21 protein-coding genes are annotated in these 24712 nt (G+C 62.3%); 14 read left to right on the forward strand and 7 right to left on the reverse strand.

Annotation, left to right across the window (positions count from 1 at the left end):
* Positions 1–26 precede the first annotated feature (26 nt).
* On the reverse strand, positions 27–320 hold the full coding sequence (locus tag FHU29_RS20295) for a WhiB family transcriptional regulator (protein ID WP_064438332.1): 294 nt from the start codon (positions 318–320) through the stop codon (positions 27–29).
* 483 nt (positions 321–803) lie between these two features.
* Here FHU29_RS20295 and FHU29_RS20300 point away from each other — a divergent pair, with 483 nt between their 5' ends.
* From FHU29_RS20300 to FHU29_RS20310, 3 genes are all read left to right on the forward strand, one after another.
* The gene (locus tag FHU29_RS20300; protein WP_064438331.1) at positions 804–1664 is read left to right on the forward strand and encodes a hypothetical protein; all 861 of its coding nucleotides are present in this window, start codon (positions 804–806) and stop codon (positions 1662–1664) included.
* Positions 1665–1877: 213 nt separating this feature from the next.
* The gene (locus FHU29_RS20305) at positions 1878–2456 is read left to right on the forward strand and encodes a sigma-70 family RNA polymerase sigma factor (RefSeq protein ID WP_064438669.1); all 579 of its coding nucleotides are present in this window, start codon (positions 1878–1880) and stop codon (positions 2454–2456) included.
* 58 nt (positions 2457–2514) lie between these two features.
* The gene (locus FHU29_RS20310; RefSeq protein WP_064438330.1) at positions 2515–3582 is read left to right on the forward strand and encodes an anti-sigma-D factor RsdA; all 1068 of its coding nucleotides are present in this window, start codon (positions 2515–2517) and stop codon (positions 3580–3582) included.
* A 109-nt stretch (positions 3583–3691) separates the two neighbouring features.
* On the opposite strand, the gene FHU29_RS20315 is transcribed toward FHU29_RS20310, so the two are convergent.
* Positions 3692–4126, reverse strand: a complete 435-nt coding sequence (locus FHU29_RS20315; protein WP_013808815.1) for a DUF5319 domain-containing protein — start codon at positions 4124–4126, stop codon at positions 3692–3694.
* 412 nt (positions 4127–4538) lie between these two features.
* Between FHU29_RS20315 and guaB the strand changes: the two genes are divergently transcribed.
* The 5 genes from guaB to FHU29_RS20340 all read left to right on the forward strand — a co-directional run bounded on the left by guaB (position 4539) and on the right by FHU29_RS20340 (position 11741).
* On the forward strand, positions 4539–6071 hold the full coding sequence (gene guaB, locus FHU29_RS20320; protein WP_064438329.1) for an IMP dehydrogenase: 1533 nt from the start codon (positions 4539–4541) through the stop codon (positions 6069–6071).
* 48 nt (positions 6072–6119) lie between these two features.
* Positions 6120–7280, forward strand: coding sequence for a GuaB3 family IMP dehydrogenase-related protein (locus FHU29_RS20325; RefSeq protein WP_064438328.1), 1161 nt, complete (start codon positions 6120–6122; stop codon positions 7278–7280).
* Between the two features lie 90 nt (positions 7281–7370).
* Positions 7371–9089 (forward strand): FAD-dependent oxidoreductase, encoded by a 1719-nt coding sequence (locus FHU29_RS20330; RefSeq protein ID WP_064438327.1) that lies wholly within the window; start codon positions 7371–7373, stop codon positions 9087–9089.
* A gap of 70 nt (positions 9090–9159) precedes the next feature.
* Positions 9160–10791, forward strand: coding sequence for a glutamine-hydrolyzing GMP synthase (guaA, locus tag FHU29_RS20335; RefSeq protein ID WP_260152980.1), 1632 nt, complete (start codon positions 9160–9162; stop codon positions 10789–10791).
* A gap of 23 nt (positions 10792–10814) precedes the next feature.
* Positions 10815–11741, forward strand: a complete 927-nt coding sequence (locus FHU29_RS20340) for a phosphatase PAP2 family protein (protein WP_083962053.1) — start codon at positions 10815–10817, stop codon at positions 11739–11741.
* Between the two features lie 35 nt (positions 11742–11776).
* Here FHU29_RS20340 and FHU29_RS20345 read toward each other — a convergent pair whose 3' ends face one another.
* Positions 11777–12004: a hypothetical protein gene (locus tag FHU29_RS20345; protein ID WP_064438326.1), complete on the reverse strand. Its 228-nt coding sequence runs from the start codon at positions 12002–12004 to the stop codon at positions 11777–11779.
* Complete coding sequence (locus tag FHU29_RS20350; RefSeq protein ID WP_064438666.1) at positions 11997–13406, reverse strand: PspC domain-containing protein; 1410 nt, start codon at positions 13404–13406, stop codon at positions 11997–11999. Before FHU29_RS20350 ends, FHU29_RS20345 begins: the two co-directional genes overlap by 8 nt.
* A gap of 152 nt (positions 13407–13558) precedes the next feature.
* On the opposite strand from FHU29_RS20350, the gene FHU29_RS20355 reads away from it, so the two are divergent.
* Positions 13559–14776, forward strand: coding sequence for an ATP-binding protein (locus FHU29_RS20355; RefSeq protein WP_064438325.1), 1218 nt, complete (start codon positions 13559–13561; stop codon positions 14774–14776).
* Positions 14773–15423: a response regulator gene (locus tag FHU29_RS20360; protein WP_064438324.1), complete on the forward strand. Its 651-nt coding sequence runs from the start codon at positions 14773–14775 to the stop codon at positions 15421–15423. The genes FHU29_RS20355 and FHU29_RS20360 overlap by 4 nt, the downstream gene beginning before the upstream one ends.
* Here FHU29_RS20360 and FHU29_RS20365 read toward each other — a convergent pair.
* Positions 15420–16688 carry a serine/threonine-protein kinase gene (locus FHU29_RS20365; RefSeq protein WP_064438323.1) on the reverse strand — a complete coding sequence of 423 codons (1269 nt, stop codon included), beginning with the start codon at positions 16686–16688 and terminating at the stop codon, positions 15420–15422. The two genes, FHU29_RS20360 and FHU29_RS20365, sit on opposite strands and share 4 nt — an antisense overlap.
* A 202-nt stretch (positions 16689–16890) precedes the next feature.
* Between FHU29_RS20365 and FHU29_RS20370 the strand changes: the two genes are divergently transcribed.
* Both FHU29_RS20370 and FHU29_RS20375 read left to right on the forward strand, forming a co-directional pair.
* Positions 16891–17658 carry a hypothetical protein gene (locus tag FHU29_RS20370; protein ID WP_064438322.1) on the forward strand — a complete coding sequence of 256 codons (768 nt, stop codon included), beginning with the start codon at positions 16891–16893 and terminating at the stop codon, positions 17656–17658.
* Positions 17655–19217, forward strand: a complete 1563-nt coding sequence (locus FHU29_RS20375; RefSeq protein ID WP_064438321.1) for a DNA polymerase Y family protein — start codon at positions 17655–17657, stop codon at positions 19215–19217. The genes FHU29_RS20370 and FHU29_RS20375 overlap by 4 nt, the downstream gene beginning before the upstream one ends.
* 270 nt (positions 19218–19487) lie before the next feature.
* Here FHU29_RS20375 and FHU29_RS20380 read toward each other — a convergent pair whose 3' ends face one another.
* Complete coding sequence (locus FHU29_RS20380) at positions 19488–20336, reverse strand: alpha/beta fold hydrolase (protein ID WP_064438320.1); 849 nt, start codon at positions 20334–20336, stop codon at positions 19488–19490.
* Positions 20337–20422: 86 nt separating this feature from the next.
* Entirely contained in the window at positions 20423–20842 is a 420-nt protein-coding gene (locus tag FHU29_RS20385) for an Hsp20/alpha crystallin family protein (RefSeq protein ID WP_064438319.1), read from the reverse strand.
* Between the two features lie 129 nt (positions 20843–20971).
* On the opposite strand from FHU29_RS20385, the gene FHU29_RS20390 reads away from it, so the two are divergent.
* Complete coding sequence (locus FHU29_RS20390) at positions 20972–21286, forward strand: MerR family transcriptional regulator (protein WP_064438318.1); 315 nt, start codon at positions 20972–20974, stop codon at positions 21284–21286.
* Between the two features lie 142 nt (positions 21287–21428).
* Positions 21429–24695 carry an error-prone DNA polymerase gene (locus tag FHU29_RS20395; RefSeq protein WP_064438317.1) on the forward strand — a complete coding sequence of 1089 codons (3267 nt, stop codon included), beginning with the start codon at positions 21429–21431 and terminating at the stop codon, positions 24693–24695.
* The last annotated feature ends 17 nt before the right edge of the window (positions 24696–24712 follow it).

The following is a 24712-nucleotide window of genomic DNA, read 5'->3' on the forward strand; positions in this document are numbered from 1 at the left end:
TTCGCTACGAATTTGTCGACGTTCGGTCAGGCGATGCGCTGTGAGCGTGAGACCTTCATCACGTGCATACGTTCTGATTCGGACATGCCGCCCCAGATCCCATATGGCTCACCAACAGTGAGTGCATGCTCTCGGCACTGGGCGAGAACTGGGCATTCGCGGCAGAGCGCTTTGGCGCGCCGTTCACGCTCGAGCCGTGCTCGGCCGCGCTCACCGTCAGGATGGAAGAAAACAGAGGAATCCACCCCGCGGCACAGGCCCTGCCGTTGCCAATCCCAACGGTCATCGACCGGCCCTGGGAGCTGGTGGGGCTGCGGCATTGTGCCTCCTTGTCGTATGCGCCCGAATTGCGCCCGGGCAATCCCCGCACCTGAGTTAAAAGATTCTGTACTCGGTGAACGGATCCTCACATTAGGCGCCGTTTAGAATTCTCGTCAAGCCCGGGACATCACACCCTGTTAGTATCCGTTCCGCTTTGTGGGATCCCCTTGTGAGATAAATCGCTGGACGATTGTCGTCCGAATGACTGACAAGTTTTCAGAAGCTGCAGTTATGGTGTGTTTATCCAGGTCCGGGGGTCAGAGCTGCTAGGTCAAGGTTGCCTGCGCACACAATTTCTGGTCGACTTCTGATTGAGGAATGTCACATCAACCAATCCGCAGTTTATGGAGTTCAATTGCCACGGAAAGATTAAACTCTGTTGACGGAAGTGTGAACATGGCGTGAAGAGAATTACTCATTAAAGACGTCTGCGCGGAGTGTGACCGCATTGCGCAGAAACGGATTTGCAGACAGGAGGCCCGATGACACGCAGGCACGTGGCCCCTAACAGCCTCGCCTGTGTTGCCTTCGGGGCGACGCCGGTTTTGCCTCCGTTTGCGCGCGCTGATACGGCCGAACGTCAGTGGCTGCGTGGAGTCGCACTGGGTGCGGCAGGCTTCTATGCGGCAGCGCAGGCTCAGTTAGTGGAGAACGTGCGCACTCCACTGGGGAGTCTGGGGCAGCCCGGGGATCGGGCAGTCAGATCCCTGAGCCTCAGCACAATGGCATCGTTGCAGCGCCAGCTAGGCAGATATGCCGCAGCCGCGACACTCGATGGGCGGGCACTGCAACTCGCCACGACGGCCGGTGACACCACTGTCGTTCGGGCGGCGGATGGTGCGAAGTGCCAAATTGCGGAAGCATGGTGTGACGCGATAACAGGCCTGGCGGCTGATGCGATCGGTGCCTGGCGTCTGGCTGTCGCGGGTCGGCTGCTGGAGCGCCTCGACGAGGAGCTGGAGCGATGTGATGTTGGCGACAGTAGACATCTGTGGCGGCAATGGGTGCGGCGTGATTGGGTGCGCTGCGAACTCGCGCTTTACTCAGGTGCGGGCACGGCCGGACGGCGATACGCGGAATCAGCCCTCGATCGTGCGCGGACGTGCGCTTCACTGCGCCACCAGATCAAGTCGGAACTCATGGTCGCGGCCGCGTTGAGCGCGACGGGGGACACGCGGGGCGCGTCCAGCCTGGCGTGGCGTTGCCTTTACGCGTCCGAGATACACGGGCTGTACCCTCTCGCCTGGGCAGCTGCATGTTTGATACCCGGTGAATCCGGCGCGGATGAACGAAAGGACGCATTCGAACGTGTTCTTCATAGAAGAGGAGGAGCCTTCGTATGAGCGTTCACACCGCCAAAACGCCGCATTGTGTGTCCCGCCTTGGCGTTCGGCCAATGGTGTCAGAGGGGGCCGGTATTGTCGTATAAGTACCGAAGCGACCTCGGCAACCACATAGCGCGGCCCTATCGAATGTCTGAAGCACACGATCTTGCCTCCGAAGATGGCGCGAAGGAAGCCGCACCGGCCCCTGTAACGCCGTCCCCTCATCTGGCGATGAAGTTGTCAGATGAGGATCTTAGCCTTGCCGTTGCAGCCGCAGGCCGCGGCGACAGGGTTGCCCTCTCGACTGTTTTGGAGGCAATACGGCCCGCGGTAGTTCGCTACTGCCGGGCTCGGGTTGGCATCGGAGAACGCGGGCATGTGTCCGCGGACGATGTGGCGCAGGAGGTGTGCATGGCGGTCATGACGGCATTGCCCCGGTATCAGGACCAGGGTCGCCCGTTCATGTCTTTCGTGTACGGCATTGCTGCACACAAAGTTGCCGATGCGCACCGGAGTTCTGCGCGGAATAGGCAAGATCCCACCGAGGATATGCCGGATTTCGCGTCGGGCGACGATGGCCCAGAGGACCATGCGCTGCTCAGCGAATCGTCCCGACGGGTTCAAGAGCTACTGAATTCACTCTCTCCAGAACAGCGAGAAATCCTCATCCTCCGCGTCATCGAAGGCGTCTCAGCTCAAGAAGCCGCGGAAATTGTTGGAAGTACCGCAGGTGCCGTGCGGGTAGCGCAGCACCGTGCCTTGGCGAAGCTCAAGAAGGCGATGGGGAGAGTGGGTGACATCGATGGCTAGGCGCGACAGACATAGCAAAAATACTGGAGACGGCGCCAGCCGTGCGAATGAGGGACTGATGGGCAGAGGTTTGCCGGGTGAGGAATCCGGCGTGCCCGACATCAGCGACTTGCTTCACGATGATGCATTTCTGGACGCACTTTCACAGGGCAGTGTCGCCGACTCTGCAACCGAAGACGAGCGCGAGCTAGCGGCGCTCTTGCTGGAATGGCGCAATGACGTTGTTGCGGCGCCGATGCCTGCAGGCCCTGACCTCGATGAGGTGGAGCGCGTTGTCATTGATTCGGGTGTGGTCCAGCCTCTTCTCGTGCACAAGTCGCGTCGTCCAGCCCGATGGATGACCTCTGTGGCGGGGGTTGCGGCCGCGGCTGCATTCGTCATCGGCGGTGTCGCTGTGATCTCGCAGAGCGCGCAGCCGGGTGACCCGCTATGGGGTTTCCGCCAGGCGATTCACGGTGCCGATGAGACAACTGTGATGATTGCGAGCCTCCGCAGCGAACTCGATCAGGCTGAACGCGCGCTCGAAAGTGGCGATGTTGAGCGCGCCAAGGAGATCCTGGATTCGGTAGGGCCGCAGCTTGGCTCCGTCGGTGGACGTGACCAGGACGAACTCAGTGAGAAGTTCCAGAGTCTTAGTGAGCGGGTCGAAAGGCATCCCGACCGCGCCGACGTTGCACCGGTGACGACCACACCGAAACGAACAACTGGTCCAGAATCGACTCGGGCGACAGAACCCCCGCCGGTCGAGCTGCCCATGTTCACCTTCGATCCTGAGGTGTTCAGAACAGTTCCGCTCCCGCCGATAACCGAATTCCCGCTGCCGCCGTTCATCCCGCAGCCGCAACTACCGGTAGAGCCGCCGCCTGAGGTGACGATCCCGCCGGAGATCCTGCGGCTCCCGCCGGTTGAGGTCCCGCCTCCGCCGCCGCCGGAGACGACGCAGCCGCCGACGACCACAGCGGCTCCCACAGCCGAGCCGACCACAACTGTCCCGACGACAACGCCGGGCCGGGTGCCGACGGGGCTGCAGCCCACGGTGACGTCGGAGCCGACCGTGGACGTGCCCTCGATTCTCGATCAGCTCCCGTTGCTGCCGGATGATCCGCGACTACGTCCCGGAAACTGACCCTGACGGCTGACCCAGGCATTCCCGGGGTCGTTTCAAGCCAACCCACACAAACGTGGCCCCCGAAGTACGATTCGGGGGCCACGTTTTACGTGTTATATGGGAAAACTCAGATCTCCCGACCGCCTTGGAGCCACGATCGGTAAACGCCACGATTCTGGGGTGAGATGTCACTCATGACGCCGTCCGCGTAGCCGCGGCAATAGTCCCATGTGACGTAGGCATCAGGATTCGGATCGAACGCAGGCTCGTGAGGCCGCACGGTGCCGTCTGTCAGCAACTGGAGAAGATTGGCGCGGAGCATGTCCCAATCGTGGAAGTGATCCTTCTGGCAGTCGTCACAGCACACGACGAGGCCACGGATACCCCGATGAGCAAGCAGGGCCTCATACACCGCGAGGTCCTGGAGGTCTTCCTCTATCGCCATTCGTTCGTGCGGGTCAAGAGGCTGCCCAGGATCAAGGGAGTCCAGTGCCGCAGCCGGATCTTGCGGATCGTCTGCGAAAGGATCCGGCGGTAAACCAGGTGGAAGTTGATCGCGCACGTCACTACCGTACTGAGAAGTCACCCATCTTCGCCACCGGTTCGGCCGCGTTGGGGCAATCCAATGCGAAATTTTTCTTCCCAGCAGCGTTTTTCGACCGTGCTGAAGGCTCGGGAATGCGCCGCCGAACTGGTGTGTGCGCGTGAACTCAGCGCGGCGTGCCTCTGGTGTGCACTTCATCATGACATCCGCGGCGTCAGTGAGCACCGGGCGTTCGCTATGAATTTGCTGTGGGTTGACTGAGACTGACGCCGCTCCTTGGGTGTTAAGAGCAGTCGCTCGAGCCCTCTATCATGGAGAGAAATGCAGGGCTGCTCGCAGCGGGGGTATGGTGTCCGTTTCGGCAACTCTCAGCAAGTTCCCGGGGCAAAGTCCGGCGGGGCAACAAGCACACGAAGGAAGGCCGCTCGGCATGACCACCCTGGCACAGCGTGCTCACATAGGCGGAGATGACCCCGGCAAGATCGCCATGCTCGGGCTGACGTTCGATGACGTTCTGCTCCTCCCCGCAGCGTCCGACGTCATACCCAGTCAGGTTGACACCTCAAGTCAGCTGACGAAGCGCATTCGGCTGCGAGTCCCGCTGGTGAGTTCGGCGATGGACACGGTAACCGAAGCGCGGATGGCGATTGCCATGGCACGCGCGGGCGGTCTGGGCGTTCTCCACCGCAACCTGTCACCAGAAGCGCAGGCTGCTCAAGTCGAGACCGTCAAGCGGTCCGAAGCGGGCATGGTGACCGATCCCGTTACCTGTGGCCCGTCCGACACCCTTGCGGATGTCGACGCAATGTGTGCCAGGTTCCGCATCTCGGGTCTGCCGGTCGTAGACGATTCGGGGCAACTGCTCGGCATCATCACGAATCGCGACATGCGCTTCGAGGTGGATATGCGCCGGCCGGTGTCCGAAGTCATGACGAGGATGCCGCTGATCACCGCGCGCGAGGGGGTCACGGCGGAAGCAGCACTTGGCCTGCTGCGCCGCCACAAGATCGAAAAGCTCCCGATTGTTGATGGAGAGGGCGCGCTCCGTGGCCTCATCACCGTCAAAGATTTCGTCAAGACCGAACAGTTCCCTGACGCGACGAAAGACACCGATGGCCGCCTCCTCGTCGGCGCCGCTGTCGGCGTTGGAGATGATTCCTGGACGCGGTCGATGCAACTCATCGACGCGGGAGTGGACGTCCTGATCGTCGACACCGCGCATGCGCACAACCGGCGCGTTCTCGAGACTGTGAGCAAACTCAAGGCTGAGGCTGGCGAGACCATCGACGTCATCGGTGGCAACGTCGCGACGCGCGAAGCCGCGAAGGCGCTTGTCGACGCGGGCGCGGACGCGGTGAAGGTAGGCGTCGGCCCCGGTTCGATCTGTACCACCCGCGTTGTGGCTGGTGTGGGTGCTCCACAAGTGACAGCCATCCTCGAGGCCGTCGCAGCCTGCCGTCCCTCCGGTATTCCGGTCATCGCGGATGGTGGCTTGCAGTTCTCCGGGGATATCGCGAAGGCTCTCGCTGCGGGTGCGTCGACCGCGATGCTTGGTTCGCTGCTCGCCGGTACTGCCGAGTCGCCAGGCGAACTGATCTTCGTCAACGGCAAGCAGTTCAAGAGCTACCGAGGGATGGGCTCTCTGGGCGCGATGCAGGGACGCGGGCAGGCCGGTGAGGCACGGAGCTTCTCTAAGGACCGGTACTTCCAGGACGACGTGCTGTCTGAGGACAAGCTCGTCCCCGAAGGCATCGAAGGACGTGTCCCGTACCGTGGCCCACTCAGCTCAGTGACGCACCAGCTCGTCGGGGGTCTGCGGGCAGCGATGGGCTACACGGGTGCGAACACGATCGAGCAGCTCCAGCAGGCCCGGTTTGTGCAGATCACGGCTGCGGGACTCAAAGAAAGCCACCCGCACGACATCACAATGACCGTAGAGGCACCTAACTACACAGTTCGCTGAGCTCAGCAGTAGTAGGTTGAAGTACGGTTCGGGGCGCAACGCCCCTCCATGCACTTGAGTAGAGAAGGGACGCGCGTGCACGACCACGTTGAGATTGGTATGGGCAGATCTGCCCGCCGCACGTACGGGCTGGCAGACGTAAGCGTCGTACCCTCACGGCGCACGCGCTCCGCCAAGGAAGTCTCTACAGCGTGGCAACTCGACGCCTACCGATTCGGCATTCCGCTGCTGGCGCACCCGAGCGATGCAATCACGTCCCCGGCGTTCGCGATCGAACTGAGTCGGCTGGGTGGCCTCGCGGTTCTCAACGCTGAAGGGCTGCTGGGGCGGCACCGCGATGTTGACAGCAAAATTGGCCAGCTCACCGAGCGGGCCGCTGGCAAGGACGGCCCGGCAGAAGCGATCAGGATGTTGCAGGAGCTGCACGCTGCGCCGTTGCAGCCGGAGTTGCTCGCGGCGGCAGTCGCTGAAGTGCGTGATGCCGGGGTGACGACAGCCGTGCGGGTCAGTCCCCAGAAGGCGCGGGAACTCACGCCGATTCTGGTGCAGGCAGGTATCGACCTGCTGGTGATTCAGGGGACGATCATCTCCGCCGAGCACGTCTCGAGCAATGAGCCGCTGAACCTGAAGAGCTTCATCGCCGAACTCGACGTGCCAGTGGTCGCCGGAGGTGTGAGCGATCACCGAACGGCGTTGCACCTCATGCGGACAGGAGCGGCAGGCGTCATCGTCGGATACGGCGCCTCTGCCGCGACGACAACGCATGAGGTCCTCGGTATCGGCGTTCCGATGGCGACCGCGATCGCGGATGCCGCTGCCGCTCGCAGGGAGTATCTCGACGAAACCGGAGGCCGCTACGTCCACGTCATCGCGGATGGTGACATTCATTGTTCGGGTGACATCGCGAAGGCTATTGCGTGCGGTGCTGACGCCGTCATGCTTGGCACGATGCTGACTGCCGCGAAAGAAGCTCCCGGACGAGGCTGGTACTGGCCAGCTGTCGCCGCACACCCATCTATGCCGCGGGGATCGGTCGTGCAGATGTCGGAGCCGGACGAGCAGGTTAGCCTGGAGAAAGTGCTCAACGGGCCTTCCGACGATCCGTCCGGCTATCTGAATGTGGTCGCGGGCCTGCGAAGGTCGATGGCCAAGGCAGGCTACTCGGACTTGAAAGAGTTTCAGAAAGTTGGCCTCACAGTTCGCTACTGACGGCGCGGCATCTTAGGTAAACCTTCACGAGCGGCAGCTTTTGCGTTGCGTCACACTTGAGCCAGATTCCCGTGATGCGGAGGTGGCAGCGTGGCCAGCAGAAATTCACTCGACTTCGATGTGGTGATCGTCGGGTCCGGCTTCGGTGGCAGCGTCACAGCGCTGCGGCTTGCCGAAAAGGGATACAAAGTGGCTGTCCTCGAGGCTGGCCGCCGCTTCGAAGATGACCAGTTTCCGAAGACTAGCTGGGACGTCCGCAAATTTCTGTGGGCGCCGAAGCTAGGCTGCTACGGCATCCAGCGCATGCACCTCCTGCGTGACGTCATGATTCTCGGTGGCGCGGGCGTGGGTGGCGGTTCCCTCAATTACGCGAACACGCTGTACGTGCCCGGCGACCCGTTTTTCAACGATCAGCAATGGTCTGGCATCACAAATTGGCGTGAGGAACTCGCACCGCATTACGACCAGGCGCAGCGCATGCTGGGAGTAGTGCGCTTCCCTCATATGACCCCAGCGGATCATGTGATGAAGGAAGTGGCTGACGATATGGGTGTCGGGGGCACGTTCGTGCACACACCCGTAGGTGTCTACCTAGGCGAACCCGGCCAGAAAGTGCCCGACCCTTACTTCGGGGGCGTAGGTCCCGAGCGCACCGGATGCACCGAATGCGGTTCCTGCATGACAGGGTGCCGAGTTGGGGCCAAGAACACCCTGGTGAAGAATTATCTCGCACTCGCGGAAAACGCGGGGACGCGTGTTTTCCCGCTGACAACCGTCACAGGTCTGACTCGGCAGGATGACGGCAGATGGAATGTGGAAACGCAGCGCACCGGCGCCTGGGTGCGCAAGCATCCGAAAGCCTTCACTGCTGGGCAGGTCGTCTTCGCGGCAGGAACATGGGGGACACAGAACCTGCTGTTCAAGCTGCGCGATGAGGGCCGGTTGCCGAACCTGTCGCCCAGGCTCGGTGTGCTGACGCGCACCAACTCAGAATCGATCGTCGGCGCGGCAAAATACAAGGTCGACCCCGACATGGACCTGACACAGGGCGTCGCGATCACGTCGTCTTTCCACCCCACAGCGGATACTCACATCGAGCCGGTGCGCTACGGCAAGGGCTCGAACGCCATGGGCATGCTGCAGACGCTGATGGTCGACGGTGGCGGTCGCGTTCCACGCTGGCTGAAGTTTGTTTTCGCAGTGCTGCGGCATCCAGTCCAGTTCGCGCGGGTTCTGACGGTGCGCAACTGGAGTGAGCGCACCATCATCGCCCTGGTCATGCAACATCTCGACAACTCGATTACCACCTACACGAAACGTGGCGTGCTGGGCCGGAAGCTGACCAGCAAGCAAGGCCACGGTGAACCCAACCCGACCTGGATTCCCGTAGGCAATGAGGCGTGCCGCCGCATCGCGGAGAAGATCGGCGGCGTCGCTGGTGGTACGTGGTCCGAGGTGTTCAACATCCCGCTCACTGCTCATTTTCTTGGCGGCGCCGCAATTGGAGAAAGCCCGGACCACGGCGTGATCGATCCCTATCACCGCGTGTACGGGTACCCGACGCTGCACGTGGCTGACGGCGCGGCGGTGTCGGCGAACTTGGGCGTCAACCCCTCGCTCACAATCTCGGCGCAAGCCGAACGTGCGGCCTCGTTGTGGCCGAACAAAGGTGAGCAGGACCTGCGCCCGCCGCAGGGGCAGCCCTACCAGCGGCTGGACCCGATCCCTCCACGTCACCCAGCGGTGCCAGCTCATGCTCCCGCCGCTCTCGGATGGCCGACACTCCCGCGCGGCGAGGGTGCCGCTTAAGACAGCCGAGGTGAGGACGGGACTACACCACCTGAAATCCCATTCCGGCCTGTCAATCGACCGTTGCGCGATGATTCAGGTAGTTAAGTCGTGTGGCAGGCACCTGTTCGTGAACGCTTACACTGTCCGGGTGACTGAAACCGCCCAGGACCGTCCCGTCATCGTCATTGACTTCGGTGCCCAGTACGCGCAGCTCATTGCGCGCAGGGTGCGCGAAGCGCGCGTCTACTCCGAGGTTGTACCGCATACCGCCTCCATCTCGGAGATCGCGGCGAAGAACCCGCGGGCGGTTGTCCTGTCTGGCGGGCCATCGAGCGTCTACGCGGAAGGCGCGCCCACGCTCGACCCGGCACTGTTTGACCTTGAGATCCCGGTCTTCGGTATCTGCTACGGCTTCCAGGCGATGGCGCAGGCGCTGGGGGGAGAGGTCGCGCATACGGGTACGCGTGAATACGGCCGCACCCAACTGAGCGTGACAGGCGGAGTGCTGCACGACGGACTTCCCGCGAACCAGCCGGTTTGGATGAGCCATGGTGACGCGGTGACCGGTGCGCCGGAGGGGTTCGAGGTGACCGCGACAAGTGAAGGTGCACCAGTCGCAGCGTTTGAGGACCGGGCACGGAGACTTGCGGGCGTCCAGTATCACCCGGAGGTACTTCACTCACCGCACGGCCAGCAGGTGCTGTCCCGGTTCCTGCATGAGATCGCCGACATCGAACCTGCATGGACACCCGCGAACATCGCCGAGGCGCTCGTCGAGCAGGTCCGCGAGCACGTTGGTGATGGTCGCGCGATCTGCGGGCTTTCTGGTGGTGTCGATTCCGCAGTGGCGGCAGCACTTGTGCAGCGCGCCATCGGCGACCGGCTGACGTGTGTATTCGTCGACCATGGGCTGCTGCGTGCAGGGGAGCGCGAGCAGGTTGAGCATGATTTCGTGAAAGCCACGGGAGCGAATCTCGTGACGGTGGATGCCGCCGCGACGTTCCTCCGCGAGCTTTCTGGGGTGTCTGACCCCGAAGCCAAGCGCAAAATCATCGGCCGCGAGTTCATTCGGTCGTTCGAAGGTGCTCTCTCAGAAGTGCTCGGCGAAAACGCGTCGCACGGCGATACTGTGGACTTCCTCGTTCAGGGAACGCTGTACCCCGACGTAGTCGAATCGGGAGGCGGCAGCGGGACCGCCAACATCAAGAGCCATCACAATGTCGGTGGCTTGCCGGAAGATCTCCAGTTCACGCTCGTGGAGCCGCTTCGCCTGCTTTTCAAGGACGAAGTGCGTGCGGTCGGGCGGGAGCTGGGGCTGCCTGAGGACATTGTGCAGCGTCAGCCATTCCCGGGCCCCGGCCTGGCGATCCGCATTGTGGGGGAGGTGACTGCTGACCGGCTGGCAACGCTCCGCCAGGCGGATGCCATCGTTCGCGAAGAACTCACCAGCGCCGGTCTCGACCGGCAGATCTGGCAGTGCCCAGTCGTTCTTCTTGCTGATGTGCGCAGTGTCGGTGTACAGGGGGACGGCCGCACCTACGGGCATCCGATTGTGCTGCGTCCTGTCAGTAGCGAAGATGCGATGACTGCGGATTGGACTCGGATTCCCTACGAGGTCCTTGAACGTGTCTCGACGCGTATCACCAACGAGGTCGCGGACGTCAATCGTGTGGTTCTCGACGTGACGAGTAAGCCTCCCGGAACGATCGAGTGGGAGTAAGACAGCGGCGATAGGGCCTGAATATGACCGAACCGGCTACCGCTCAGCGATCGGCCCAAGCGCCGACCACTACCGGCCCGCCCGTCACCGGCAGCACAAAGTGGCTCATCCTGGGGATACTCGCATTTGCGGGATTCTGGGTCACCTATGCGGTATTCGTTTGGACGTCGCGCGGACACTACATCGAGAATGCCGCGTTGCGGGGCGCGGATCAGGTTGACGCCGCGCTGGTGGTGGAGGCAGATTCTGCCCTGAACGCCATCACTGAGACGTCGCTGGCCATTGTCTCGTTTCTAGTCGTCGCGATGGCGTTGCTGCGCAGGCGCGTTGACCTCGCGATCGCGGCATCAGCGATCATCGTGGGCTCGTCGCTGATTACGCAGGTGCTCAAACGATTTGTGCTGCCGCGTCCAGAGTTGATCGAAGTCACTGGGCCCTACACGATCAATAGCTTTCCCAGCGGGCATACGACGATCGCGATGTCGGTGCTGTTCGCGCTGCTGATCGTCGTGCCGTTCAAGTGGCGCGGCGTGGCGATGTTCTTCGGTGCGTTCTTCGCTGTGGCCATCGGTGCGCATACGCTGACGTCGAAATGGCACCGATTCAGCGACACGCTCGGCGCTGACCTAGTCGCCTTCGGTATCGCGTGCCTCGTCACTATCGCGCTTGTCCAGCGAGGATCGCTGGTTCGGGTGACTGCAGGCCGCTATCCTTTGCGAGTCCTCTTCGTGGTGGCGCCCCTAGCGCTGAGCACGGTGGTGTCGCTAGGGCTTGGCATGCTACTTCTGCTGCTCAGCGAACTCCCCACCGCGCCTGACGAAGTGCTCGATTACAACATGTATCTTGCGCTGCATGGTCTCGCGGCAGGAGCTTCAGGGCTGACGGCCTTGGCGTTCTGGTGGTCGTGGCGACGCATCGATGTGGGGAGTCCAGCCAGTCCGGCCTCGTGAGAGGCCCGTCTAAACTCTTTGCCTCTCATGGTTATTCAGTTGTTCCGGCGATTCACCGGTGCCAGCACAAGAACGAGGCCGATGACGAGTGCCAGGGCGATGAGGATCCAGGGGAGAGAGCGCAGGGCACCCGCATCACCACTAGGATCGGCGAGAGCCCAGGCACTGACCATCAGTGAGCCGGCGGCTGTGAGGAGCAGCAGCGGTGAAAACCGGCTTACGGTGCCGTTGCTGTGAGAGTCAGAGTTCCGGTTTTTAGCCATGGAGGATCTCAACCTTTCCGGTCGTCACCGAGGCACTGACCGTGAGTTCGGGGGCATCTTCAGTTCCTGCGCCGAGTGAGAGGCCCTGATTGGGGCAGGCCATCTCACCCATCTGCACCGCGCATGAGGTGCGGACGTTGATGTCGTCGGGGACGCGGACGATCAGTTCACCCATACCCACGGACGCATCGACAGTCGCACTTTCCGTGAGATCGAGATCGCGTAGGTCGAGGGTGAGGCTACCCAGCCCGAGCCGATACTCGGGCTGCAGGTCACTGACCGTTGCGGGCTGGTATGTGCGCTCACCGACGCCAGCCTGGAAGTAGGAGAAGTCGATCGGAGCGGCGATTGTCGCGATGATGACGAAGCCAGCCAGAGGCGCGGCCACTGGCACAAGTCCGTGGCCGACGCCGCGGAACGCCCCGAGAAGTAGTCCGGCACCAACGACAGCGAGCGTCGCCGCGCCGATACGTCCAGGAGTCAGCCAGGTCGCCCCGGTAGTGAGCGCCAGTGCGGTCAGAATCGCGGCGACGATGATCGCGAGTCCCAAGGTCACCGCCGTCAGGCGTGAGCGCGGTTTGACAACTACGGGCTGGTGGGCGGGAGTTGGCTCGGGGAGATCCCACGCGAATGGTGCAACGCCGAGCGGATCCCACGACGGTGGCTGGTGGCGGGTGGTGGTCAGATCGTGCGCAACTGTTCCTGCAGGCCGGGTCGTCATCGCTGAGGGCGGCGCAGGTGGCGTCTGGGGCAGTCGTTCGGTGTGGGCAGTCGCATCGCTCCCGGACGTCGCAGCTGGCTGGGCCGCGCTGGGTGCTGACGACTGCTCCGGTGGGGAGGCATGCGGGGATGGAGGCGCGGCATGGGGTTCCGCGGTCTGCTGGGGCGGTGTCCAGGCGCCAGGGCTGGGCTGTCCCCAAGTGTGTGGCGGGACAGTCGGCGGTGTCCACGCTGTCACGTAGCCAGGAAGCGGGGGCGGGGCGGGTTGCCGCTGGTAGAGCAGCCACCAGCCAACGAGCATCAGCGCGAGGCTGACGAGCCCGGAACCGCCGGCGCCGAGGCCTACCGGCGCAAAGATACTCACCGCGATGGCAAGGGCAACAACGAGCGCGATCGTGCTTGCCTGGGATTGTGAACTCGACCCCCGGCCGAGTAGTGATTCGCCAGAGGAGGCCTGATCCGCATCTTTCGGAAGCAGCAGCCACCCGGCGAGGTAAAGCACGATGCCTGCTCCGCCGAAGAAGGCGGACACAATGAACGCCACGCGTACGAGGACGGGATCAACCTGGTACCGGTGGCCGAAACCGGAACACACGCCGGCGATTTTCCCGGTGTGGCTCAGTCGTGCTGGGCGCGTGCGCCACAGGTCGTTGACCTGGTCGCTGAAGCTCGTCGTGGTCATGAATTCATGATGCTCGCCGCCGCCCTCGCGCAACATCAGGTGTTTCCCTGATCTTCCACCGATTCGGATGCGACGGTGGGGATTACCCTGAGGGGGCGGATCAGGGTGGAGCCCTGATGCCGGCCAGCCTCTGATCATGTCAGGATCGAACCGTGAACCCTGCCCTGCGCCCTGACCCGTCCCAGCCGGTGCTGTACCGGCGTGTTCGAGGCCGGGTTGTCGGTGGTGTAGCCGGGGGAGTTGCAGACCATCTCGGTGCCGACGAACAGAAGGTCCGGTTAGCGTTTGTCCTGCTGAGCGCCGCCGCGGGCATCGGCGTGGTCGTTTACGGCTTGCTTTGGATACTTACTCCGCCCGGCAATGATACGGAGCCGCTGAGTCCGGAGCGGCGACGCCAGGCAATTGGTCTTGCCACCATTGGTGGCGCGGTAGCAGTCGGGTTCGGGCTTTTGTCCAGCGGCGCGCTGGGCGCAGTACTGGTTCCGGTGCTTGTTGCAGTTGCGGGCGCGGCGCTGGTGTGGCGGGAGTTCGACACGGGTGCGCCGCGGTCGATGCTGGGTCTTTCGCAGAGACCGACGGCGCTGACCTGGGCTCGCGTGATTGGCGGTGTCACGCTCGTCGTCCTTGGGCTTTCGGTCATTTGGCTGGGGCAGGTTGATTTCGGTGCGTTGAGGTCGTCGCTGATGGCAGTGCTGGTGACCCTTGCTGGTGTCGCAGTTCTGACCATCCCGTTGTGGTTGCGGATGTGGCGTGCGCTGAATGAAGAGCGCGCCGCGCGCATCCGCACCGAGGAGCGCGACGAAATAGCCTCACATTTACACGATTCCGTTCTGCAGACGCTTGCTCTGATTCAGAAACGTTCAGAACGCCCCGCGGAGGTACAAAGACTCGCCAGGATGCAGGAACGTGAGCTTCGGCGATGGCTGTTCAGCGCAGAATCAGACAGTCCGGAGAGTCTGGCAGCGGCGCTCAAGTCGCTGGCGGGCGAGGTTGAGGATCAGTACGGTGTGACGATTCAGCCGGTCACGGTCGGTGATCTCAGAATCAGTGACTCGCCGTCGCACGTGGCGCTTCTCGGTGCGGCCCGAGAGGCATTGGTGAACGCCGCCAAACATTCTGGTGAATCGAACATCGATTTGTTCGCGGAGGTGGAGCCGCAAAAGGTGAGTGTGTTTGTGCGTGACCGCGGAAAGGGGTTTGATCCTGAGGGTGTGCCATCCGACCGCCAGGGACTCGCCAAATCGGTGCGACAGAGGGTCGAACGGCGCGGCGGTTCGGTCGACATCCGTACGGCACTCGGGAAAGGTACTGAGGTGCGGATCTACCTTAAGCGGGACGACGCGAATACCGAAGTCGAGGAGACAGAATGACTGACCGGACCTACCGCGTCTTTCTGGTCGATGACCACGCGGTTTTTCGATCAGGAGTGCGGGCGGAACTTGCCACCGAAGCCGACATCGACATCGTTGGCGAGGCGGGGGCAGTAACGGAGGCGGTCAGCGGGATCCGCCAGACCCGGCCCGACGTTGTGTTGCTTGACGTCCATATGCCGCAGGGCGGGGGTGTTTCCGTCCTGCGCGAAGTCGACGAAGGACCGGTCTTCCTTGCGCTCAGCGTTTCTGACGCGGCCGAAGACGTGATCGCGGTAATCCGGGCGGGGGCGAGGGGGTACGTCACGAAGACTATCTCCGGGGCCGAACTCGCCGACGCGGTACGCCGGGTGGCCGGGGGTGACGCGGTTTTCAGTCCGCGCCTCGCGGGATTTGTCCTCGACTCTTTTACCGGCAAATCGCCGGTCCCCGAGCCTCCACTCGACCCTGAACTCGATTCGCTGACGCCTCGGGAACTTGAAGTTCTGCGACTGCTCGCACGCGGGTATACATATCGCGAGATCGCTGAGGAGTTGTTCATTTCGATCAAGACGGTCGAAACCCACGCCTCCAATGTGCTCCGCAAGACCCAGCAGTCAAACCGCAATGCGTTGACCCGCTGGGCTCACCGGAGGCACATTAGTTAGATCTGGCTCACAACGATTCCCACGATGATTGCGGCACCTGCGCCGAGACCGAGCAAGAGCAGCGCAACGATCAGTGACAGCCGGTTGGTGCTCATGAGGTCAGCTAACTCGCCCTCGGCGTACTCCCCGTAGGTAACGGGCTCCGGTTCGCTGTCGACCACGATGGGGCGCGGCTTGAACCGAGGTGCAGGTGGCTGCGACGGGCCGGTATTTCCGCCGGACCACAGGGGCGCGCTTTGCGGTGCGCTCTGTGATTTCGCTGCGCTGGGCAGTTTCGCGCTGACAGTGCTGCGTTGTGTGTTGCGGGCAGGACGTTCATGCGTGAACTGGGAAGCGGATCGTTTCTGCCAGGGGGGCGTCTCGCCGGGCGGGATTTGCAGCGGCGCGGACAGGATGAACGCGATCGTCCCGTCGTCGCCAGCGGCGATTGCCGCCAGAGCATTGCGCGCCTCGCCGATGCTTGGTCTGTTCGCCGGATCCGCGTCGATCATCGCCGCCACCACAGCTGAGAATTCGTCGCGTCGTGCCATCCCGCGAGCAGATCCGCTTATCGTCTGATTGAGCTGCGAAATCGGATCATTCGAAGGCCCGAATGGGGACACCCCTTCGACAGCGGCGTACAGCGTGGCGCCCAGCGAGAAAACATCCGTGGCTGGGGTCGCGTCCGCTCCTCGCGCAATTTCGGGTGCGAGATAGCCGGGAGTGCCGATGACATTGAGGTGGGCGAACTGAACATCGGCAGGCTGGGCAAGACCAAATCCCGCAAGCTTGACGCGTCCAGGGTTTCGGCCGTTCGTGATGAGCACGTTGCCCGGGTGGACGTCACGGTGCAGAAGTCCCGTTCCGTGAGCCGCGTGCAGCGCGTTCGCCACCTGGGCGCCGATCTGGGCAACAAGCATCGGCGTCAGCCGGCTGCTCAGGTGAAGAGCGTGCGTTAGTCCGATGGAGGGTACGTACTCCATCACCATCCACGGATCATCACCATCGAGCGCGACGTCATAGAGGGTGACGATATTGTCGTGCGAGAGCCGTGCGGCAGCGCTTCCTTCCCTCAGCGCGCGGGCGCGTGCCTCGGTCAGTGCGGGGCGTGGCAGCCCTGGAGTGACGATCGCTGGCTTGACGGCGACATCGCGGTCAAGGAGTTGATCCTTCGCGAGCCACGGTGCTGCGCTTCCGGCGCTTCCGATTCTGGAACGCAGGCGGTAGCGGCCTGCGACCAAATAGCCAGATCCCGCAGCACGACGCGCTTGTTCCAGGTTCGTCATTCTCCAGAATGTAGTGGTAAGAGCAGTTTTCCGGCCAGTCCATACGGGAACTGTGACCAGTGCAGTGCGAAGTTGTAATGGAGTTGATGCGGGGGCCTTTTAATTGTCATACCCCTGAGGTTTACTAGAAGTATCGAACTTGTGTTCGAGCAGGTTGCGTCTTCCCCGCGCCCGCGCGTCACTGGGATTTCAGGGGAGTGGTATGTCTGCATGCTCGGCCAGTCTGGCTACTCTTTCCAGGCATGAGCAGATTGAGCAGCTGCGGAGCCGGATAGCCGCTGTACCTGGTCGTGTTGGCTCTGTAGTTCCGGTCGACTCGCCGGGGCCCGGAGATGTGTCTGAAGAACGCTCAGCGGAAGCAGAGAAATTACCCGTACCAGGGCCTTTCGAGGCAGTGCTGCCAGGGAGGCGGCTCGCGAAAGGCTCCATACTCGGTATCACGGGAAGCCGTTTTGTTCTCTTGGGCCTGATTGCTTCAGTTACGGCAGCCGGTGGCCATGTCGCAGTGGTCGGCATGCCAGAACTGAGCCTCCTTGCTGTCGCAGAGATGGGCGGGGAGCTACGGCGAATCGCAGTCATTCCAGACCCTGGCCCAGATCCGGTAGAGGTGGCGGCAGTACTGCTTGATGGTGTGGACCTCGTGGTGCTGGGGATGGGGGGAACCCATGTGTCCTACACCCGGGCGCGAGCTCTTACTGCGCGTGCGAGGAGTAAGAAGGCTGTGCTTGTTGCCGTGGATGGCCAGTGGCCGCAGCCCGAGATAGTGCTGGAAAGCCATGTGCGTGCCTATCGCGGGCTGGGCAGGGGGCATGGGCGCATCCGTGGTCTCAGTCTCACCATGCAGGCGCGGGGGCGTTCTTTTCAGCCGCGGCACGTGGCCATGCGGCTGACATGCACGGCTGGACGAGTTCAGTGGGAAAATGAGGAAACCCTTGCTGACGTTGCACCGCTGAAGGTGGGTGCGCGATGAGTCACGAGTCTCGGGTTCTTGCACTGTGGTGCCCCGACTGGCCAGCCGTTGCGGCGTCGGCTGAGGCCGGTATCGCGGCGCATCAGCCGGTAGCTGTGCTTCTGAGCAACCGGGTCATGGCATGTTCTGCAACCGCGCGTATGCAAGGAGTGCGGCGAGGGGTGCGGCGGCGGGAAGCGCAGGCTCGATGCCCTGAACTTTACGTATGCGTTGCTGACGAGGATCGTGATGCGCGACGGTTCGAGTCCGTGGCCGCCGCAGTGGACGCGATAGTGCCAGGCGCGGAAATTGTACGGCCAGGGCTGCTGGTGCTGCCGGCTCGCGGCGTGGCCAGATATCTCGGCGGGGAAGAAGCAGCGGCAGAAAGACTGATCGATGCGATCGCTGACACCGGAGTCGAATGCCAGGCCGGAATAGCGGACCAGATTTTCACTGCCGTGCTGGCAGCCAGGCATGGCCAGGTTGTTCCGAGCGGGTGGGATGCGGATTACCTTGCACCGTTTCCCGTATCGGAGCTGGCCGTTGAGCCAGGTCTCGCGGCTGCGGAGCGTGCGGAACTCACTGGGCTGCTCACTCGATTGGGATTGCGCACCATCGGCGATTTCGCTGCTATCGAGGCCCGATATGTGGCCTCGCGCTTCGGTACTGACGCTATCTCAGCGCATCGCCGGGCCCGGGGCGAACCGGACCGCCCACCCTCTGGCCGCGCGCTGCCGCCTGATCTGGAGGTAGCGCAGCGATGCGATCCGCCAATTGAACGTGTCGACATGGCTGCGTTCGCGGGTCGCGCGCTTGCGGTGCAACTGCACGACAAATTAGCGGCTGCGAACGTTGCGTGCACTCGGCTGCGGGTTCTTGCCCGAACCGAAAATGGGGAGGAACATGCGCGTGTGTGGCGATGCGCCGAGCCGTTGACACCAGAAGGCACCGCGGATCGCGTCCGCTGGCAGTTAGATGGCTGGCTCACCGGGCATCACCAAAGCTCCCCTTCTGCCGGGATCACGTCTTTGCGACTCGAACCTGTGGAAGTTGTGAGTTCCGGTGCGCTGCAGATGGGACTGTGGGGAGGGGTGGGGGAAGACGAAGAACGTGCCCGCCGCGCGTTGATCCGCGTGCAGGGACTTCTTGGTGGTGACGCTGTCCGCATCGGGGTGCAAAGCGGCGGAAGAGGCACAGCAGAGCGGGTCACGCTCATTACGCTGGGTGACGAGCAGGTTCCAGCCTCTGATCCTGCAGCGCCTTGGCCAGGAAAGCTGCCAGAACCCGCGCCATCAGAAGTTTACGATCCAGCACCAGAAGTGGCACTGCTGGATGAGCGCCGCAAGGAGGTGCTCGTAACGGGCAGGGGGATCTTGACTGCCGAACCGCACACCCTCAAGTGGGATAAGTGCGAATACTCAATCGAAGCATGGGCGGGCCCGTGGTGCGTCGACGAAAACTGGTGGGATGCTGGTTCGGCCCAGCGCGCTGCCCGTCTGGAGATTCTCACAGAAAACCGCGGTGCTCTACTCGTCAAGTGCACCGCAGGGATCTGGAATGTAGAGGGCAGGTGGGGGTGAGGGCAGTCAGGGGAAGTAGCTGGGGATCAACTCAAGAGCCTGCAAAACCGCTCCGAAGTTCTGCCATACGAGATCCCGGACGAACGCATCGATCTGGTCGATCGGTGGAAGCATGAGAACACCTTTCTTGTCGGAGGCATATCCCACCCCAGTATGGTGAAAACACGGCTCGATGTCTCCTGAACAATCGACAGATGACGTTCAGAAAGCCGTTATGGGGTATATGTCTTTCCTGAACCCAGGGTCTGTCTCAGATAGTGGACCCTATTGCTATGTTGCGCCGCTAGTGGCGCGCTCGATGATGATTCGCGCGAGCACATCAGGAGCTTCCTCGGGGACCCAATGGCTCACCCCTTCGATGACTTCGAGCTTGAAAGGCGCGGCGACGTACTCAGCAGTGAGTTCAGCGCTCTTCCGTCCAATTGCGGGATCCCGGTCAGACCACACGTGCGTGGTGGGAATGTGAACACGTTTGGCAGAGCCGCCCTGACCAGCGAAAACCATCGCTCGATACCAGTTGAGGCCACCCGTGAGTGCCCCGTCTTCGACGATCTCACTACGGAACGCTTCGATTTGAGTGGGCGTCATGCCGGACTTCTTCAGTGCAGACTCGATAGCTGTCGGAAACTGGTTGACCGTCAGTTCGGGCAGCCAGGGTGCCTGAAAAAGCAGCATGTGATAGGAGCGCGCCAGTTGGTCGCTGCGCAGCATGGAGGCGGCGAAAGCGCCGGGATGAGGGACCGAGACGGTCGTCAGGGTGCGGACACGCTCGGGATGGCGGGACGCCAGGGTCCATGCGACGATGGCGCCCCAGTCATGGCCTGCAACGTGGACTTTGTCCGCTCCGGTGGCGTCAATCATTGCGCGAGCGTCGCCCACCAACTCGCTCATCCGGTATGCCATGCGGCCTTTGGGGCGAGCACCGGGTGAGTAACCGCGCTGGTCCAGCGCATAGGTGCGGTACCCGTGCTGGTTGAGGTGATCCATCACTGCTACCCAGCAAGAGGCGCGCTGCGGAAAGCCGTGGAGCAAGATGACCGGCTCACCGCCGAGCGGGCCACTGTCGAGGACATCAAATGTGAACCCCGCGTGTGAGAACTGGCGCATCCGCTCGGTCATGTGTCCGACTTTAGGTGGCCCAGCCCGATGGGGAGTGGGCTTGGGCCACCTAAGTGGTCTTAAATCAGTTCCCATGCCTCCATTGCTCAGGCGTTGATTGCTTGCTTGGAGGGCTGGCTGCTGATTTCGATCTTCCGGGGCTTGGCTTTCTCAGCCACCGGAATGGTTACGCGCAGCACCCCGTTCTCGTAGTTCGCTTCGATGCTGTCGGTGGCGAGGTTTTCGCCAAGGAACAGTTGACGGCTGAACACTCCCCGCGGTCGCTCAGACGCGATCATTTCCTGGCCCTCGCCACGTTCGGGGCGTTCGGCGTGAACGGTGAGGACGTTCCGTTCGACATCGAGATTGAGTGAATCTGCTGTCACCCCGGGAAGATCGAATTCGACGATGAATTTGTCACCCTCGCGCCACGCGTCCATTGGCATGACGGCTGGGCGTGCGCTGGTTCCGAGGACCTGCTGCGTCAGGCGGTCAAGTTCACGGAACGGATCGGTACGCATGAGCATGTCTCCCACCTCCTCATTGACTGATCTCTCGAGAACACTAGATAAAACCTGTTAGTGTCTCTTATAGTTTTTTTATCACTACGATGCGATGTGCACAAGAGGGAATTTTGCCGAGGAGGGAGGTGTGTCATGGCTGACGGTCGCCTCCCTGGCCCCTTGGATCCGGGGCGTGGCGTGTACGCAATCTCGGTCGCGGCAGAGCTGTCAGGAGTGGGTGTGCAAATGCTCAGGCACTATGAGCGGCTTGGACTGCTCGCGCCTGAGCGCACGGCTGGTGGAACGCGGCGCTATAGCGAAGCGGACCTTGCTTTGCTGGCGCGCATCGGGGAACTGGTTGGCGATGGCGTCAACCTCGCCGGGGTTGCTCAGATTCTGGCGCTCGAGGAGCGTAATCGGGAGCTTGAGGCGATGATCGCCCGATTGCGCTCGCGGAAGGATGTGTAGTTGATGACGCATGCGGGTGCCAACTGCATGTCCTTCCGAATCCCCTTCCTTCATTCGAACACATGTTCTATAGTTGACTCATCGGGTGACTTCCCCGCCCGGCAATTGGTCATAGAACATCTGTGTCGAGGGGAAGTGTGTCTTGAGCTGGTTCAACGGACCGCCGACCTGGTCGGAGCTGGAACGTATTCTGTCCGGTCGCCCTGGTCAGCAGTTTCCTGGAGACGGAAATGACAGTCCCGCCTGGTCACGGAAACGGTCCGCCTACGAGCCACCGGAACTGCCGAGAACCGTATCTCGCGTCCCGTACGCGGAACTGCACGCCCACACGGCGTTCAGCTTTCTCGATGGTGCTTCCATGCCGGAGGAAATGGTCGAACAAGCCGCGCGTCTAGGGCTGAAAGCGATCGCCGTCACCGATCATGACGGCCTGTACGGGGTGGTGCGATTCGCTGAAGCTGCTCTGGAACTTGATATTGGCACAGTGTTCGGCGCCGAGCTGGGGCTTGAGGCGGTAAACCCGCGTACCGGAGAACCGGACCCGGATGGCACGCACCTGCTCGTACTCGCGAAAGGGCAAGAAGGCTACCGTCGTCTTTCCCGCCAGATTGCCGAAGCTCACCTGGCAGGCGGTGAGAAAGGAAAGCTGCGCTACGACATCGACGCCCTCGCTGGTGCAGCGGGGGAGCACTGGCAGGTGCTGACCGGATGCCGCAAAGGCTCTGTCCGCAAAGCGCTTGCACAAGGTGGTCCAGAGGCGGCGGAGCAAGCACTCATCCAACTCATCGATCGCTTCGGCAATGTCGCGGTAGAACTCACCAAAACTGGGCTGCCGGATGACGATGAACGCAACGACCTGCTCTACGAGCTTGCCCGCAAGTATCGATTGCCAGCCGTCGCAACCACGGGAGCGCACTTCGCGCGGCCCGACCGGGCTCGGCTCGCTGCCGCGATGTCTGCTGTGCGGGCGAGGCGCAGCCTTGACGAGACAGCTGGCTGGCTGCCACCCGCCGCACATGGCTTTCTCCGGTCCGGTGAGGAGATGACACACCTCTTCAGCCGTTACCCGGGCGTGGTGCACACAGCAGCTGACATAGGTGAACAGTGCAGTTTCGACCTGCGACTCATAGCACCGAAACTTCCGCCATTTGACGTTCCAGAAGGTCACACCGAGGACACCTGGCTGCGTGAGATCACCATGCGTGGCGCCTATGACAGGTATGGGCCACGCCACCCGAAGGCGTATGCGCAGATCGAACACGAACTCCGCATCATTAAACAACTGGGTTTCCCCGGCTACTTCCTGGTGGTTCATGACATCGTGTCTTTCTGCAAGCGCAACGACATCCTCTGCCAGGGCCGAGGGTCAGCGGCGAACTCAGCGGTCTGTTACGCCATAGGCATCACCAACGTCGACGCTGTGGCGAACGGCCTACTTTTCGAACGCTTCCTAGCACCGGAACGTGACGGTCCGCCGGATATCGATCTCGATATCGAATCGGATCGCCGGGAAGAAGCCATTCAGTACGTGTACCAGCGCTATGGCCGCACCCACGCCGCGCAAGTCGCCAACGTCATCACCTATCGTGGCCGCTCTGCGGTGCGTGACATGGCACGTGCGCTCGGTTTCTCGCAAGGACAACAGGACGCGTGGAGCAAACGCGTCGACCGCTGGAGCGGCGTCCGAAATGGTGATGACGATTGGGGCATACCTAAGCCGGTACTCGATCTGGCTGCCCAGATAGAGGGCTTCCCAAGGCATCTCGGCATCCACTCTGGCGGCATGGTGATCTGCGACCGCCCAGTCGCGGACGTCTGCCCAGTCGAATGGGCACGCATGGCAAACCGGAGCGTCCTGCAGTGGGACAAAGATGACTGTGCCGCAGTCGGACTCGTCAAGTTCGACCTGCTAGGCCTGGGCATGCTGTCAGCCCTGCACTACGCCATCGACCTCGTTGCTGAACACAAAGGTGTCGAGGTGGATCTCGCGAAGATCGATCTCACCGAACAAGCCGTTTACGAGATGTTGCAGCGCGCTGACTCTGTGGGAGTTTTTCAGGTCGAGTCGCGGGCCCAGATGGCAACACTGCCAAGACTCAAGCCCCGCAACTTCTTTGACCTTGTCGTCGAAGTTGCGCTGATCCGCCCCGGACCGATCCAGGGCGGATCGGTCCACCCCTACATCCGCCGCCGCAATGGCCTCGAACCCGTTATCTACGACCACCCCTCTTTGGAGAAAGCATTGAAGAAGACACTCGGAGTGCCGCTGTTCCAGGAACAACTCATGCAGATTGCTGTCGACGTCGCAGGCTTCTCGGCGTCAGAGGCGGACCAGTTGCGACGGGCGATGGGATCGAAACGTTCACCCGAGAAGATGGAACGCCTCAAGGTGCGCTTCTACGAGGGTATGCGGCAGAAACACGGCATCACCGGCGCCGTCGCTGACCGTATCTACGAAAAACTCTATGCGTTCGCGAACTTTGGTTTCCCCGAAAGCCATTCGCAGAGTTTTGCGGCGCTGGTGTTCTACTCATCGTGGTTCAAGCTGCACCATCCAGCAGCTTTCTGTGCCGCGCTGCTACGTGCCCAGCCGATGGGTTTCTATTCACCGCAATCACTCGTCGCGGATGCGCGCCGGCATGACGTCACCGTGCACGGGCCGGATGTGAACGCGAGCCTTGCCCACGCCACTCTCGAAAATGAAGGCACTGAAGTGCGTCTTGGCCTGGCGTCCGTCCGCGGGATTGGACAGGCAAAGGCGGAAGAGATTGTGGCGGAACGAGAGAGCGGTGGTACGTACACGGTGCTGCTCGATCTGGCCGGCCGGGTTGAACTCACAACCTCCCAGATTGAGGCCCTGGCTACTGGCGGCGCGCTGGGCTGTTTCGGAATCAGCAGACGGGAAGGTTTGTGGGCGGCAGGGGCGGCAGCGGAGGAACGGCCAGACCGCCTGCCGGGTATGGGACCCTCACTGGACGCGCCGACACTTCCGGGGATGAGCGATGCAGAACTCGCGGCAGCTGACGCGTGGGCAACTGGCATCACACCCGACAACTACCCCACAGAATTCGCGCGTCCGGAGCTGAAGAAACTGGGGGTGATTCCAGCCGACCAGCTGCTTCAAGCGCCAGATGGCTCTCGCGTGCTGGTAGGCGGGGCGGTGACGCACCGGCAGCGGCCCGCCACCGCAGCGGGTGTCACGTTCATCAACCTCGAGGACGAAACTGGCATGGTCAATGTGGTGTGCTCGGTGGGACTGTGGCGAAGGTACCGGGTGCTCGCACACACGGCGCCAGCCTTGCTCATCAGAGGGAAGGTGCAGAACGCGGAAGGGGTCGTCACTGTCGTCGCAGACCGCCTGGAACGCCTGGACCTTCGAGTTGCAGCGAAGTCGCGGGACTTCCATTGAGCAAGCGAGACGATCAC

Source organism: Hoyosella altamirensis (genome assembly GCF_014191505.1).
Taxonomy (GTDB): domain Bacteria; phylum Actinomycetota; class Actinomycetes; order Mycobacteriales; family Mycobacteriaceae; genus Hoyosella; species Hoyosella altamirensis.

Excerpts from the sequence above, each read along its gene's own strand:
- FHU29_RS20295 (WP_064438332.1), bottom strand. The coding sequence starts at position 320 with ATGCCGCAGCCCCACCAGCTCCCAGGGCCGGTCGATGACCGTTGGGAT.
- FHU29_RS20300 (WP_064438331.1), top strand. The coding sequence starts at position 804 with ATGACACGCAGGCACGTGGCCCCTAACAGCCTCGCCTGTGTTGCCTTC.
- FHU29_RS20305 (WP_064438669.1), top strand. The coding sequence starts at position 1,878 with ATGAAGTTGTCAGATGAGGATCTTAGCCTTGCCGTTGCAGCCGCAGGC.
- FHU29_RS20310 (WP_064438330.1), top strand. The coding sequence starts at position 2,515 with ATGGGCAGAGGTTTGCCGGGTGAGGAATCCGGCGTGCCCGACATCAGC.
- guaB (WP_064438329.1), top strand. The coding sequence starts at position 4,539 with ATGACCACCCTGGCACAGCGTGCTCACATAGGCGGAGATGACCCCGGC.
- FHU29_RS20325 (WP_064438328.1), top strand. The coding sequence starts at position 6,120 with ATGCACTTGAGTAGAGAAGGGACGCGCGTGCACGACCACGTTGAGATT.
- guaA (WP_260152980.1), top strand. The coding sequence starts at position 9,160 with ATGATTCAGGTAGTTAAGTCGTGTGGCAGGCACCTGTTCGTGAACGCT.
- FHU29_RS20340 (WP_083962053.1), top strand. The coding sequence starts at position 10,815 with ATGACCGAACCGGCTACCGCTCAGCGATCGGCCCAAGCGCCGACCACT.
- FHU29_RS20345 (WP_064438326.1), bottom strand. The coding sequence starts at position 12,004 with ATGGCTAAAAACCGGAACTCTGACTCTCACAGCAACGGCACCGTAAGC.
- FHU29_RS20350 (WP_064438666.1), bottom strand. The coding sequence starts at position 13,406 with ATGACCACGACGAGCTTCAGCGACCAGGTCAACGACCTGTGGCGCACG.
- FHU29_RS20360 (WP_064438324.1), top strand. The coding sequence starts at position 14,773 with ATGACTGACCGGACCTACCGCGTCTTTCTGGTCGATGACCACGCGGTT.
- FHU29_RS20365 (WP_064438323.1), bottom strand. The coding sequence starts at position 16,688 with ATGACGAACCTGGAACAAGCGCGTCGTGCTGCGGGATCTGGCTATTTG.
- FHU29_RS20370 (WP_064438322.1), top strand. The coding sequence starts at position 16,891 with ATGTCTGCATGCTCGGCCAGTCTGGCTACTCTTTCCAGGCATGAGCAG.
- FHU29_RS20375 (WP_064438321.1), top strand. The coding sequence starts at position 17,655 with ATGAGTCACGAGTCTCGGGTTCTTGCACTGTGGTGCCCCGACTGGCCA.
- FHU29_RS20380 (WP_064438320.1), bottom strand. The coding sequence starts at position 20,336 with ATGACCGAGCGGATGCGCCAGTTCTCACACGCGGGGTTCACATTTGAT.
- FHU29_RS20385 (WP_064438319.1), bottom strand. The coding sequence starts at position 20,842 with ATGCTCATGCGTACCGATCCGTTCCGTGAACTTGACCGCCTGACGCAG.
- FHU29_RS20390 (WP_064438318.1), top strand. The coding sequence starts at position 20,972 with ATGGCTGACGGTCGCCTCCCTGGCCCCTTGGATCCGGGGCGTGGCGTG.